We start from the raw sequence: 14,424 nt of genomic DNA, 5'->3' as shown, positions 1-14,424 counted from the left end.
AGTTCGTCTCCTTTTATTCTTTCTCTATACAATAACCTTATTCGCCGCCTGAATCATCCCCGGAGGGATATCGTGCGCGAGCCTCCACACGAAGCTTATCGGCTTGCTCCCCTCATGCTTCACATACTCCGCCTCCCCCAGGAATACAAATGGAGACGTAAAGTTGTGCTCCTCCTTGTACTCCCGCACGAACAAAGCGATCCGCGTCCCCATCTGCCGATGATGAATGTAGCGCCGGGCCGTCCTCGACTCCTCGGACGTTCGGCTCTGAGTCTGCCAGTGAAATAACCTCTCGTTTATCGCATAATCTTCATAGAGAGTCGATGGCGAGAAGTCTTTGTCGGACTTGTTTAACGTGATAAAGAAGATATCCGTCTGTTTATCCTCGAAATACTTTACGCCCTCGCGGAAGCTCGGCGCCTTCTCCTCGTTCCAATACCCGAATGCCGCGAGAATCTGGTCCATGGAATAGGTGCAATGGACATCGAGCGGGCATGCGTATGGAAAATCATTCGGCTTGTCCACGAAATCCAGGTGGGCCAGCTCGATCTTCAGAATCTGAACGACTTCTTCGCGGAAAGCCGGGTAAGCAAGAGCGGCTTGAATGGCTTCGTGCGCACTGGCATATCCATTCCGGGATGGCTCGGTTCGGTAAAAGGTGTAATAAAGCATGTTCATCATGAGCCGTTCTTCTTCCGAGCCGGGGAGCGTGCCTTCCTGAAGGTAAGTGAGCAGGAACTTGATCCATCTCCGCGAATTGATGTTCAGCAGCGCAGGAACTCTTTTCGCCACGATATTGGCATTCTCCCAAGTATACCCCGCCCTTGCTTCCGCGACTCCCGCTTCCTCCTGCAAGCCGGTAAACGTCCGGTTCCCCGTCCGGCCGCCATACAATTCGTACAAGCTCAACCCATGATAACCGATGAAGTTCTCAAGCGACAGCTGCAGCCTCGAATCCTCTTCAAAGTATTTCATTTTGTTAATTAAGCTTCTGCGGCTTATGACAGCTTGCTTCAAACTCCCGAGAATATAAGCCTTCGCTTGCTTCTCCAGTTGAATGAAGCTCCCCCGCGGCAAGCTCGAGAAGCCTTGCTCGACGTAATGCTGAACCGAGTGCTTCGTATGCCCGATCAGAGCCCGGAACTTATCTTGAAAATTGTACTCCTGGTGCGCCTGCCCGATAAAGTCCAGCACCGTTAGGCATTCTTTGCCTTCGGCAAGACGAAGACCGCGTCCCAACTGCTGTAGGAAAACGGTCAAGCTCTCCGTCGGACGAAGGAACAGAATCGTGTTAACGGCCGGAATGTCGACCCCTTCGTTGTACAGATCGACCACGAAGATCATCTTGATCTCGCCATTCGTAAGACGAGCCTTGGCCTGCTGCCTTTCCTCGTCGCCGGATCCGCCATGAAGCGCAATTGCCGAAATGCCTGCCTCTTCAAAAACCTTCGCCATATACTTGGCATGGTCCACGCCTGCGCAGAAGCCAAGCCCTTTGACCTGATCCATGTCCGTAACGTATTTTCTCATGCTGTTTAGAATCTGGACCGCCCGAATCTTGTTATTCGTATAGAGGCTCTCCAATTCGGCCAGATCGTACCCGCGCCTCGACCACTTCACTTGAGTCAGATCCACCTGGTCCGTTACGCCGAAATACTGGAACGGACTGAGAAGTTTCCGATCGATCGCATCAGTCAGTCGGATCTCAGCAGCAATCGTATTGTCGAAATAAGCGAGAATATCCTTGCCGTCCATTCTTTCCGGTGTCGCGGTCAATCCGAGCAAAATGTGCGGCTTATAGTAAGACAGCAGCTTCTGATAAGAAGGCGCCGCCGCATGGTGAAATTCATCCACGACGATATAATCGTAGAAGTCTGGCGTTGTATGCTCCGTCAACCTCATCGAATTAAAGCTCTGGATGCTGATGAACAAATGCTCCAACGTTTGCGCCTGGTTGCTGCCAACATGCAGCTCCCCGAAGTTTAGGTTCTTCACGATATAACGGAACGTATCCCTACTCTGCTTCAAAATCTCTTCCCTGTGTGCGACGAATAACAAGCGGGCCTCAGTCCGCTTTTCCGCAAAACGCTTGTAATCGAAAGCCGAAACGACCGTTTTCCCCACTCCGGTCGCCGCTACGACAAGGTTATAATGCCGATCGTATAACGTTCTCTGCGCTTCCAGCTTCTCGAGAATCTCCTTCTGATAATCATAGGGAGTAATCTCGAATGGAAAATAAACCGACGGATTCGACTCGGCAGTTTTGCTCTTGGAGAGGGCTTGGAAAAGGAGTTGTTCATGCGCTTTGTCATCCGGAACGAACGTCTTAAATTCCCTATCGTTCCAGTAGCTCTCGAAGGTCGCTTCGATCTTTTTCAAGACATCGTACGAGTCTTTCTCCGTAACCTTTACGTTCCACTCGAGGCCGCTTGTGAGCGCCGGATTAGAAAGATTGGAAGAGCCAACATATGCCGTCGTGAACCCAGTGTCCCGCTTAAATACATACGCCTTGGCGTGCAAACGCGTCCGATCCGTGTCGTAAGAGATCTTGATCTCCGTGTTCGGGAGCTTGCTCAGTTCCACGATCGCTTTGTAGTCGGTTGCCTCCATGTAGGTTGTCGTGATGACTCGGAGCTGACCGCCATTCGAGGTAAAGCTCTCAAGTTGCTCCATCAGAATGCGCAATCCGCTCCACTTGATGAACGACACGAGAAAGTCGATCCGGTCGGAGGTCACGATCTCGTGCTTCAACTCGTGCAGCATGTTCGGCTCGGAATGCGCGCCCGTGAATAAGGAGCTCTGCGACAGAGGCGTCGCCGGACGAATGATCTTCTCGTTTTTGAAGGATCGGATATGATTGATCTTGCTGTATATGTAAGTAAGGACTTCCCCTTGCTCGTCCAGCTTAAGCTGATCGCATTCCTCAGGCCCAAGGCTGCTCTTCAACGTCGCGATCATCTCGTTGCAGGTCTGAACCTGAGCAAGGATGAGCTCCTCCTCACTGTCCGCAGCCGTTTGCTCACGCACCATCTTCAAGGCCCTACGCGTCACGAGTGTGATGTAATTGGAGAGCAACTGCCGCGCTTCCTCGACGTCTAACTTTTCTTTGCCGATCTCGTAGGCGGAAAGGTCAAGATCAGACAGTCGGTTAGCTGTCAGTTGGTTGATGACTTGTTCATATAGGCCTTGGTTCATCATCTCTTACTCCTCAAAATGGCTCTTTATCCCATCATTCGTACAAATTTATTTTACTACTTGTTTTCTGTTAATCAATTCGAATTCGATTTAAGCCGGTTGGACTTTGCGCCGTAAACTAAATAAATGATTAATTGCATTAACCCCCCACTCGCAACCATGCAAAAACCCCGACCTCATGCGGTCGGGGTTTTACATGGTGGAGGCGAGGGGAGTCGAACCCCTGTCCGAAGACAACGCCACATAGGCTTCTACGGGTGTAGTCACGGATTTGATGTCATCTTGTGGGGCTTTTAGGACATCAAAAAATAGCGAACACTGAGCAGAACTACACTTGAGATAAGGCCTCGCGGCAAGTAGCACTTTGTGCTCCACTTAATCTCAACATGTTTGTCCTACTCAGTGCTGGTGTTGCATAAAATAAACTGACACACGTCGCAGCCATTCAGAGGAAGGCCGAGGCAAGTAGCACTTCGTGCTCCACTTCTCTCCGACATGTCTGCATTAATATAATATGCACTTGCGTTATTTATTATACTCCAGAAGAACGTTCTATTCAATAAGTCATAGAACACTTATCCCCTTCATACGATATAGTCGATGTGTTATTTTGGGCTTTAAGATTGAATAAAGTGCACAGTATTTTCTAACTTCAATCGGATTCTTTTTGGAGGCGAACTCCATAAGTTTATAATACTCAAGTATTAGATTTGCAACAAAGTCAACGGCTTGCAATAGCCGATTGTTTACTCCTGGATCGTATACGACTTTGAAATTATTCCAACTGTAACTGGTGTTCCAATCTGGATAATTAATTCGTACAGAAAGGTATTCGTGTAGGCGATTCACGGAATCTACTCGACTAGGTGAACCATCAATGATCAAATTTACATGCTTATCATTAGAATCATATGGAAAAGAAAGCCGTTTAACTACTTTACTTAGAAAATAATTTTCACTTTGCTCTTTGTCTTTAGAGACTGCTCCCTTCACAAATGTTTTTTGATTACTGGTAACCAAACTTTTATCAACAACAAGATATGAAATTCTAAGGGTGGAAAATCCCGTGAGGCACCGAAATACAGCCTCCATCTCCTTAAACGTAGCATCCATCCCTTTTTTCTCTCTGTAGCCTGGAGAATTATTAAAACCGCTAAATATTGGATCAAGTGCATTAGTTAGGCTTTTATCCTGATTATATAAGGATATGCCCGCCCAAACATATACTTTTCCTTGACCTTCAATATTACCCGAGTCATCCATGTAAATATGCATTATATGCTCCTTATTTTAACGTCTTTGCTCCATACTATCATCATAATTTATTTCGATTATTTTCGACCATTTTCCTTCTGGTTATTAGAATAAATGTATCTTAAGATCTGTTGACTTTTTCTCTTTGTCGTATTTCAACTAAGAGAATCCTGACATCTTCAAAACGCAGATACAAAGCCTTTCACGAAGATTAAAGTCCATTAAAGTTCTTTTCAACGAAGTGAAATTAATTGTTTCCTGAGCATTGGTCGTACCTTGTCTTCTTCGGATGCGGCTGTACCCCTCCTCTCACCCACAAAAAAACTCTGACCTCATGCGGTCAGAGTTTTTATGGTGGAGGCGAGGGGAGTATATGATTCCTGATTGAACTTGCTGACGAAGTCCATTCGACGAAGCAGAGCGCTTCGGTAGAATCAGATGCCGTGCTCGGTCTGCATTCGCAGACCTGCGCGCGGTCGAACCCCTGTCCTCCTTCGGATTCGGGGCGATGCCCCTCGCTCTACGCAAAAAAGCCAGCCTCGTGCGGCTGGCTTTCATGTTGGTGGAGGCGAGGGGAGTCGAACCCCTGTCCGAAGACAACGCCACATAGGCTTCTACGGGTGTAGTCACGGATTTGATGTCACCCTAGAGGCCCCCCGTAACCGGGTCCCCTTCGGGTCAGCCTGATTGTCTTCTTCCGTCAGCCCCAGGCGGAGACTAATCGGCGTATCCCACTAAAGTTGAGCCCCTATCCCGCCACATGGGCGATGGAAGGTAGGAGCCGCATCACAGGTTATTAAGCTGCGAGAGCGAGTTGTTGTTTTTGGTTGCCAGTTAATTGGCTTTCCGCGTTGATGAAGCGGACGCAGCCCCACTACCCGCTACCCATGCTCGAACTATCCCCGTCGAATCCATAAACGCCCCCAGATAGAAGGCCGCCATCACGGCGCTTAGCCGGATGGAACGGACGGTTGTCGTCGACACAATCGATCGATTCGATCGGCTTGCATGACGGCAGTTCTTGCATTGGTGCTTATCTAGTATACCACGGATCCCACCGAAAAACCGCATCTTCTTGCTGCCAGCGTTGGCGATTGCTGCTTGCCGGACCACAGAAGTGCTGCCACAATTAATGGCTGACTTTCTGCTTTTCGCGAAGGGCGCGCTGGATGTCCCGCTGCGCATCCTTTTTGGCGGCGGATTCGCGTTTGTCGTAATTCTTCTTGCCCTTGCCCAAGCCGATCAGGCATTTGGCAAAACCGTTGCGCACGTACACCTTCAGCGGAACGATGGTGTAGCCTTCCTGACGGGACAGGCCGTACAGCTTATTGATCTGCACTTTGTGCATAAGCAGTTTGCGCGCACGCGTCGGATCGGTCGGATTGTGCCGATTGCCCTGCTCGAAGGGACTGATATGCATATTGTGCAAGAACATCTCGCCGTTCCGGATCGTCGCGAACGCATCGCTCAGGTTGGCCCGGCCGCCGCGCAGCGACTTGATCTCCGTTCCCTTGAGCACCATGCCCGCTTCGAAGGTTTCCTCGATGAAGTAATCGTGGGAAGCTTTCTTGTTCTGGGCGAGCGGCTTGTCGAACTGATCTTTCTTGCCCATGATCTCCTCATCTCCTTCGGCGGGAATCTCCTTATCAAGGGCGGTGTATCATTATACCACGCGCCGTGGCAAGGGAACAACTTGATCTATCGTTTAAAGTCCGACGCCGCGAAGGCTTTTGTCGACCAAAGCCATGCGAATGTACAATCCGTTCTGCGCCTGGCGGAAATAAGCGGCCCGAGGGTCATCGTCGACCGCTTCGGCGATTTCGCCGGCCCGGGGCAGCGGATGGAGCACGATTGATTCTTTGCGCATATGGGTCAGCAGCTCTTCGTCGACAATGTATTGGCCCGACGCTTTCTCGTACTCCTCAACCGAGGGGAAGCGTTCCTTCTGGATCCGGGTCTGATACAGCACGTCGATCGAGCCGGCCACCGCATGGAGGTCGGTCGTCTCCTCGTAGCGAATCCCCTTCTCATCCATGTACTGCTTGACGGAGGCGGGAATGCGGACGTTCTCCGGAGAGATGTAGTAGATCATGACGTCTTGATAGTTGGCCAAAATATAGCTGAGCGAGTGGACCGTCCGTCCATAAGCAAGATCGCCGACCATGGCGATTTTCACGCCGTCGATGCGGCCGATTTCTTTCTGGATCGTATACGCATCCAGCAGCGCCTGGGTCGGATGCTCGCCCGCGCCGTCGCCAGCGTTGATGACCGGAACCGCTGCGACCGCCGCCGCCCGCTTCGCCGCTCCGATGTCGGTATGCCGCATGACGATAATGTCGCTGTACCCGCCGACGATCCGGATCGTATCCTCCAGCGTCTCGCCTTTGATCGCGGACGAGAATTGCGCCGCGTTTTCCGTTCCGATGACGTTGCCTCCCAGCCGCGTCATCGCCGACTCGAATGACAGCCGCGTCCGCGTGCTCGCTTCGAAAAACAGCGTCGTCATAATCCGTCCCTGGTGGCTCCGGTTGCCTCCCGCCCGAACGACGTCTTCCATCTCCCTGGCCGCATCGAACAGCTCGTCCAGCTCCGAACGGCCGAACTGCTTCGCGCCCAGCACGTGGTACAATTGTGGCTTCACCTGAATCATTCCCTTCTCCGCTCCCTTCCACACACCATTTAATATCCTATCGGATACGCCTGCAAAAGTAAAACAAAATCCGACATGTAAAAAGGAGCCATCCCGGATGAGCGGGCGACCCCTTCTTTCGTTACTTTTTGGGTTTCCTGCGCCGCGGCGGCTTCGCGCTGCCGGGCTCGGCGACCACGGACTGGCCGGCCGCTTTCTTCTTGCTTCCGCCGGCATGCTTCTTCCGGCCGCCCGGCGCTCCGCCGCGCCCGCGGCCGCCTTCGTCGTCCTCGCCGTAATTCCGGCGAGGCGAAGACGACACCGGCAGTCCCCACATATCCAGGGACACGCCCTTGCCCCGCTTCGCCGGGGGCGGAACGTAGTCGGCCGAATCCCGATTCGGCCCGCTTACGCCTACGCCACCGCCGCCGTCTCGCGACATCGGCGCCTTGGTCGGCCGCATCCGGCCTTCCCCGATAATCTCGCCCCCGCCGAACACCGGCGGCGGCTCCATCCGGCCGCGGTCCCCGCGGCCGCGCCCCGCGCCCGCGCTCGCGCCGCCGCCTCGCGCCCCGCGCTTGCCGCCGCTCGGGGCGCCGGAGCCCTTGCGCCCCGGCTTCGCCGCCGGGGCGCCTTCCCGCCCGGCCGCGCCGTCCGCGCCGGCCGGTACGAAAACGCGCTCGCCGCGGCCCTTCTTGCCGCGCCGCGAGCCCTCATCGCCGCCGCGCCGATTGCCGCCTCGTCCGGCTCCGTCCCTCTCGCCCGGACCGGCGAACACCGCCGCCGTGCCGCCGCGCTGCTTTTTCCGCCGTCCGGCGCCGCCGAACGCGCCCGCTCCGCGAGCGTCGATGAAGTTCACCCTGCCCGCCTGGCGCGGGCGCATGTCGACCATCTCGAAGTCGATCGCGTACTCGTCCATGTTGACCCGCGCCACGCGGATGCGAACCTCGTCGCCGATCCGGTACACCTTGGACGTGCGTTCGCCGATGAGCGCCATATGCAGCTCGTGGAAGTGGTAGTAGTCGTCCGACATGTCGCTGAGCCGGATCAAGCCCTCCACCGTGTTGTCCAATTCCACGAACATGCCGAAGCCTGTGACGCCGCTGATGATGCCGTCGAACTCCTCGCCGATCTTGTCGAGCATGAACTCGGCCTTCTTCAGCTTCTCCGTGTCCCGCTCCGCGTCGACGGCGACCCGTTCCCGCTCCGACGACTGCTGCGCGATGTCCGGCATGCGGACGCCGAGCGCTTCCATCCGCGCCTCCGGCAGCGTGCCGCCGTTCTCGAGCACCTCGCGGATGATGCGATGGATGACCAGGTCCGGATAGCGGCGGATCGGCGACGTGAAGTGCGTGTAGAATTCCGCCGCCAATCCGAAGTGGCCGAGGCTCTGCGCGTCGTACTTCGCCTGCTTCATCGAGCGCAGCATCATCGTGCTGAGCACCGTCTCTTCCTTCGTGCCGCGAATCTCTTCCAATAAAGTCTGCAGCGCCTGCGGATGCACCGAATTGCCTTTGCCTTTTACCGCGTAACCGAAGTTGGCCGCGAACTGAATGAACGTCAGCAGCTTCTCGCTGCTCGGCTCTTCGTGAATCCGATAAAGGAACGGCACCTTCAGCCAGTGAAAATGCTCCGCCACCGTCTCGTTCGCCGCCAGCATGAATTCCTCGATGATCTGCTCGGCGATCGAACGCTCTCTTTTGACGATATCGACCGGTTTCCCTTCGGGGTCCACGATTACTTTCGATTCCTGGAAGTCGAAGTCGATCGCTCCCCGGCGCATCCGCCGGCTGCGCAGCGCCATCGCCAGATCCCGCATCGTCCGGAACGTCTCGATGAGCGGCGCGTACCGCTCCAGCAGCTCCGGATCTTCGTCCACGAGAATTTTGCGGACGTTCGTGTAGGTCATGCGCTCGGTCGTCCGAATCACGCTCGTATAGATGTCGTGGCGGACGAGCCTCATCGTATCCGGATCGAACTCCATGTCGCACGACAGCGTCAGCCGGTCGACCTTCGGATTGAGCGAGCAAATGCCGTTGGACAGCCGGTGCGGCAGCATCGGAATAACGCGGTCGACGAGATAGACGCTCGTCCCGCGGCTGTAGGCTTCCTCGTCCAAACGGGATTTTTCGCGCACGTAGTAGCCGACGTCCGCAATATGAACGCCGAGCAGCAGATTGCCGTTCGGCAGCCGCTCCACGTTCACCGCGTCGTCCAGATCCTTCGCATCTTCGCCGTCGATCGTAACGATCGTCTTGCCGCGCAGGTCGCGCCGGCCTTGGGCGACGATCTCCTCCTCCGTGATGGAGTCCGGAGCCGCCTCCGCCTCGCGCATCGCTTCTTCCGGGAACTGCTCGGGCAGCCCGTGCTTGCGGATAATGCTCAGAATGTCGACCCCCGGATCGTCCTTGTGCCCGAGAATCTCGACAATCTCGCCCTCCGCCGCCGAGCGTCCTTCCGGATAATGAATAATGTTCGCGACGACCTTCTGACCGGTCACCGCGCCCATGAAAGCTTCGCTCCGGATAAAAACGTCCTTGTTGATCCGCTTGTCGTCCGGAATGACGAAGCCGTAGCTCTCATGGTTCTCGAACACGCCGACGATTTGCGTGACGGCGCGCTTGACGATGCGCACCACTTCGCCTTCCAGCCGGGTGCCGCCTTCGCTCTTGGACGTTACCCGTCCGAGGACGATGTCGCCGTTCATCGCGCTTTTCAAATCGTTCGCATGAATGTACAAGTCCGGATGATCCGGCTCGTCCGGCAGCAGGAAAGCGAAGCCTTTCGCATGCGCCTGCAGCCGGCCGCGGATCAGGTTCATCCGCTCCGGCACGCCGTAGCGTTCGGTGCGGGTCCGCATGATCTTCCCGTCTTGTTCCAGCGTCGTCAAAAGTCTCAGAAATTCTTTGAATTCGGCGGCATCCTCGATGCCGAAATGTTTTTCCAGCTCCTGGTACGTCAACGGCTTGTACGCTTTCTCGCGCATATAGCCGAGCAGTTCCTGCTCCGTACACATTGGCAAACCGCATCACCTCATCCTGCTTCTAGTATATACGCTTTTCGCGGCCCGCAACCGGGCCCCCGTCCGATGGGGGCCTCCCCAATTCATCCCCCGTTTTCTTCCATCCCGAATCAATAGCCCCCGTTATGCACAAAAAAAGCGGGAAGCCCGTGCTTCCCGCTTGCGGTTGGTTCATCCTATTATGCTTTAACGTAATAAGCGACCAGAAGCGCCATGACGAAAAACCCGATCGCCAGCCCTACCGTCAGTCTCTGCAGGAACAGGTCCAGACCGCGCGCTTTCTGCTTGCCGAACAGGTGCTCCGCTCCGCCGGAGATGGCACCCGACAGACCCGCGCTCTTGCCGCGCTGCAGCAGGACGACGCCGATCAGGCCGAGCGAGAAAATGATCAAAACGATTTTCAAAGCGATTTCCATTGCTTCCACCCCCCAGCGGTACCTTGCATCCGAATGCATCTGCATAAACAGTATTCCTATTGTATCATATGCGCCTAAAGGTGACAACCGTTCTGCTCCGCCAGGTAGGACATTCCCAGCAGCACCGACGTCTCCGGGTCTTCCGCCACGACGAAGCGCGGGTGTCCCCACGACAACCAGGCCGAAGCCAGGATGCGCTCGGTCAGGCGCGGCAGCAGCGCGTCCGCGGATTTCATCAAGCCGCCGCTGAGCACGACGACTTCCGGATCGTACGCGTTCAGCAGATTGACGATGCCCGCGCTCCAGTGGACGATCAGGTCGCCGAGCAGCCGGTCCGCGAATTCATCGCCCGCCAGCGTGTCCTGCATAACTGCCTCGTAGCCCCAATCCGTACGCTGCGCCAGCCGGCTGGCGGCGAAGCCCGGCCGCTTGGCCGCCCGGATCGGCAGCGCCCAATGACTGGCCTGCGCCTCCAGGCACCCGGCATTGCCGCAGGCGCACGCCTGGCCGTAGACGTCCGTCGTCAGATGGCCGCCGAGAATGCCCGCCTGATCATGCCTTCCGCGAACGATTCGACCGTCCATCATGGCCGCCGTGCCGATGCCGGTCCCGAAAATGACGAGCACCGCATCCCGCTCGCCTTTCGCGGCCCCGTAAGCGACTTCCCCGAACAGCGCGGCGCGCGCGTCGTTCTCGACGACCGGCGGCAGGCCGAACGCCCTCTCCGTCCAGCCGGCAAAGTCGAACCCGAGCGCGTCGGTATACTTCTCCTTGATCGAGACGAGCGTCTTCCGGACCGGATCGACCACGCCCGGAAGCGCCAGACCGATCCCCTTGCACTGGGCAAGATCCGTTCCCGACGAACCCAGCAGCCCGCGCACGGCCTGCTCCGCTTCCGGCAGTCTGGCGAGCATGCCTTCTCCGGAATTCGCGGGGATGCTCGTCTTCGCGAACACCTCGCCGTCCCGGACGAGGCCGATCTTGATGTTCGTTCCGCCGAAATCGATGGTGACGTTCACGAGCGGCCCCTCCTAACGGACATACGCCTTGATCGTCGCCAACCGCCGGCCCGCGCTCCGCTCCGTCGGCCGGATCGTGTATTCGCCCACGGAAGCCGGCACGATGAACGTCTCCGCATACCGGATCGTGAACGGCTTGAAAGCGCCCGAAGGACTCTCCACTACCGCTTCGTCCCCTTCCACGAGGTTCAGCACCTGTACCCCGCCGTTCGTATGGTGCGGAACTCGGCCCTCGAACCAATGGCGCCGCGTCTCGATGAACTCCAACTCGTGCAGCCCGGTGCGCTCTTCCGTCCAGCCTTCGCCTTCCGCCACCTTCTCCACGCGACCGACCAGGTTCTTCTCCGTCCAGCCGGTGCGGCGCTCCCAGCGGATGTTGCGCTTGCCGTGCTCCAGATGCACCGGACGCGGCTTGCCGTCCAGGCCGAGCCGGTCCCAATCCCACAGCTTGAAGGTGAAAATATACGGCGTCGCGCTGATCTCCAGCACCATGGCGTCCGTGCCGGAGCAGTGAACCGTGCCCGCCGGAATCGGAAAATGGTCGTGCTTGCGCGCCGGGAACACGTTCACGTATTGGTCGGCCGGGAACGAAACCTCCCCGCGCTGCGCCCGTTCCAGGTCGGCGATCATCGCTTCGGGATCCGCCTCTTCCTTCAGGCCGAGATAGACGACCGCGCCTTCCTTGGCGTCCAGCATGTAGTAGCTCTCGTCCTGCGTGTATTTCATGCCGAACTTTTCCTGGATGTAATCGGTCAGCGGGTGAACTTGGAGGCTTAAGTTTTGGCCGCCGATCGTGTCCAGGAAGTCGAAGCGGATCGGGAATTCCGCGCCGAACCGCGCATATACCCGCTCGCCAAGCAGTGCTTCCGGCTGGAAAAACACGACGTTGATCGCCGGAAGCTCCACCCGAACGTCTCCGTACAGGAAATAGAGGCTGTTCTCCTCGGGCACTCCGTCGAAGCCCCAGGCGTAAGGATGCTCTCTCGGCTCCAGCCCGATCTTCTCCTCCAGCCAATGGCCGCCCCAGACGCCCGGATCGAAATACGGCACGAGGCGGAACGGACGCGCCGCCGTCTGCCGGATGCCGGAGAGCAGCGCTTTCCCCGTCACCATGCGGGGATCGTTCCTACGGTTCGTATCCAGATAGTAGTCTGCGCGCTCCAGCAGCGATCTTTTCAACCGGTCGGCCGTTCGCCATTCGACGAAGAACCCCCGCTTATACTTGCGGAGAATATCTTCGTCCTCGTTGCCCGCGCGCCAATTGCCCAGCTCCTTGCTCCTATAGCGGAGCTGAATCTCCCAGCGGGCCAGGTCGGCGTAAACCAGCACGTCATCTTCTTCCAGCAGCAAAGACGCGCCGAAGCCCGCCACCAGCACGACGCCCCGCTCCACCCCGCGAATGCGGGCGGCCAGTTCCTTCAGCTTCGCCGGATCGTACCACTCGTCAATCGCAAAAGGAGCCATATATCCAAAAACCCGGTCGTCCGTCAAATACCGGCCGAGCAGCCCATTCAGGGCATCCCGGTCCAGCGCGGCTTCCTCGGACTGCACGACCAGCGCCGGGCGGAGCGCCTGCAGCCCCCGGATCACTTCCTCGATCCGGACTCCGGGATAGCATTCGAGGACGATGACGTTCCGCTTGTTCGGATCGATCCGCTTGCCCAGTTGTTCGGAGATCGCCTCATATCCGGCCCACGCCCGGTCATCGCAGCCTTCGATTCGGATCACCGGCTCTTTTTCATAGAACGGCATGTTCCGATTCCTCCTCTCATTCTTCCTTTCATTATAGGAACCCGGTTTCGGCGAATCTTTGCATGAACGGGACGGCGATTTATAAAAAATGGACACGATCCGCCGATTCGTTGAAATCGCATTCCCTCTCCTTTATGATGGGTATATTCCGAGCGGGTGGTGTTCGTCGATGGAATTTACGCAGCAGGAATTGGACCACAGCAATGCCGTTCTGAACGATTACGCGGTCAGTTTGACGGGGTCGGAGCTATCGTTTTACGTCCACTATTGGGGCGGAGAAACGAGCCTTCCGACGAACCATGTCCATAAGCATTCTTTTTTCGAAATTTGTTACGTGGCGGATGGCGAAGGGTGGTACGAGGAAGGCGGGGAGCGGTGGGCTCTTCGCCCCGGCACGCTGTTCATGTCGCGCCCGCACCTGAAGCATCAGATTATTAGCCAAAAAGAACTTTATACCGTATTCGTCGCGTTCGAGCTGATCCCGGGAGAGTCTTCCGAGGAGGGAATCCGGCGATTCCGGAGCCTGGAGAAGTCGCACAACTTCGTTCTCCCGGAAGCCGGGAATCTGCCCGCCGTATGGATCTGGCTCGCCCTGCTCAAGCAGGTGTCCGCCAGCCGCCGATTCCTGGACGACGGAGTGCTCGGGCTCGCTTGCTCGCTATTGACGTCGTTCGAGAACGCTTTCGACGACCGGCGGGACGCGGTCAAGGCGCCGACCTTGCATCCGTCCGCCTCCACTCTCGTGCACCGGGCCAAGCTCTATATCCGCGACAACCTGGCTCAGGAACTGAAGCTCTCATCCGTGGCGGACTACCTGCACGTCTCCTCCCGCCACTTGTCGCGCTTATTCGCAGAAGAACTTGGACAATCCTATTCCGTCTACGTCCGCAAAGAGCGCATCCGGCACGCCGTCTCCCTCATGACCGGCACCGAGTGGTCGATCAAGCGCATCGCCGAGGAGTGCGGCTTCGACACCGTGCACTACTTCACCACGGTGTTCAAGTCGGAGATGGGCGAGCCCCCGGGCCAGTTCCTGAAGAAGCTGAAGAATTCGGAGACGTTCTGACGCGTGTCTGGGCCGGGCTCCCTTAGCGCGGATATCCCTTTGGCTCAGGCTCGGGTTTGGGTTCGGGTTTG

General features: G+C 56.8%; 9 protein-coding genes and 1 other RNA gene. 1 reads left to right on the top strand and 9 read right to left on the bottom strand.

Annotated elements, in window-relative coordinates:
- Window positions 1-24: 24 nt before the first annotated feature.
- The 9 genes from H7C18_RS06780 to H7C18_RS06740 form a co-directional block, all read right to left on the bottom strand.
- Window positions 25-3,195 carry a DEAD/DEAH box helicase gene (locus tag H7C18_RS06780; protein ID WP_185128273.1) on the bottom strand — a complete coding sequence of 1,057 codons (3,171 nt, stop codon included), beginning with the start codon at window positions 3,193-3,195 and terminating at the stop codon, window positions 25-27.
- A gap of 564 nt (window positions 3,196-3,759) precedes the next feature.
- A complete protein-coding gene (locus tag H7C18_RS06775; protein WP_185128272.1) occupies window positions 3,760-4,470 on the bottom strand; it encodes a DUF3800 domain-containing protein in 711 nt (236 codons plus the stop codon).
- 539 nt (window positions 4,471-5,009) lie between these two features.
- Window positions 5,010-5,374: a transfer-messenger RNA gene (gene ssrA, locus H7C18_RS06770) on the bottom strand.
- Window positions 5,375-5,578: 204 nt separating this feature from the next.
- On the bottom strand, window positions 5,579-6,061 hold the full coding sequence (gene smpB / locus H7C18_RS06765; protein WP_185128271.1) for an SsrA-binding protein SmpB: 483 nt from the start codon (window positions 6,059-6,061) through the stop codon (window positions 5,579-5,581).
- Between the two features lie 93 nt (window positions 6,062-6,154).
- Window positions 6,155-7,123 carry an aspartate carbamoyltransferase gene (gene pyrB / locus H7C18_RS06760; RefSeq protein ID WP_337913045.1) on the bottom strand — a complete coding sequence of 323 codons (969 nt, stop codon included), beginning with the start codon at window positions 7,121-7,123 and terminating at the stop codon, window positions 6,155-6,157.
- Between the two features lie 97 nt (window positions 7,124-7,220).
- Window positions 7,221-10,094 (bottom strand): ribonuclease R, encoded by a 2,874-nt coding sequence (rnr, locus tag H7C18_RS06755; protein ID WP_185128365.1) that lies wholly within the window; start codon window positions 10,092-10,094, stop codon window positions 7,221-7,223.
- Window positions 10,095-10,279: 185 nt separating this feature from the next.
- Complete coding sequence (gene secG / locus H7C18_RS06750) at window positions 10,280-10,516, bottom strand: preprotein translocase subunit SecG (RefSeq protein ID WP_185128270.1); 237 nt, start codon at window positions 10,514-10,516, stop codon at window positions 10,280-10,282.
- 74 nt (window positions 10,517-10,590) lie between these two features.
- Complete coding sequence (locus tag H7C18_RS06745) at window positions 10,591-11,535, bottom strand: ROK family protein (protein ID WP_185128269.1); 945 nt, start codon at window positions 11,533-11,535, stop codon at window positions 10,591-10,593.
- Between the two features lie 12 nt (window positions 11,536-11,547).
- A complete protein-coding gene (locus H7C18_RS06740) occupies window positions 11,548-13,287 on the bottom strand; it encodes a class I mannose-6-phosphate isomerase (protein ID WP_185128268.1) in 1,740 nt (579 codons plus the stop codon).
- A gap of 169 nt (window positions 13,288-13,456) precedes the next feature.
- Here H7C18_RS06740 and H7C18_RS06735 point away from each other — a divergent pair, with 169 nt between their 5' ends.
- Window positions 13,457-14,353: an AraC family transcriptional regulator gene (locus H7C18_RS06735; protein WP_185128267.1), complete on the top strand. Its 897-nt coding sequence runs from the start codon at window positions 13,457-13,459 to the stop codon at window positions 14,351-14,353.
- Window positions 14,354-14,424: the final 71 nt, after the last annotated feature.

Origin of the sequence: Cohnella zeiphila, assembly GCF_014212055.1 — a bacterium.
GTDB classification, from domain to species: Bacteria; Bacillota; Bacilli; order Paenibacillales; family Paenibacillaceae; genus Cohnella; species Cohnella zeiphila.
Note: the sequence above shows the minus strand (reverse complement) of the source record. Positions and strands in the feature narration are given on the sequence as shown.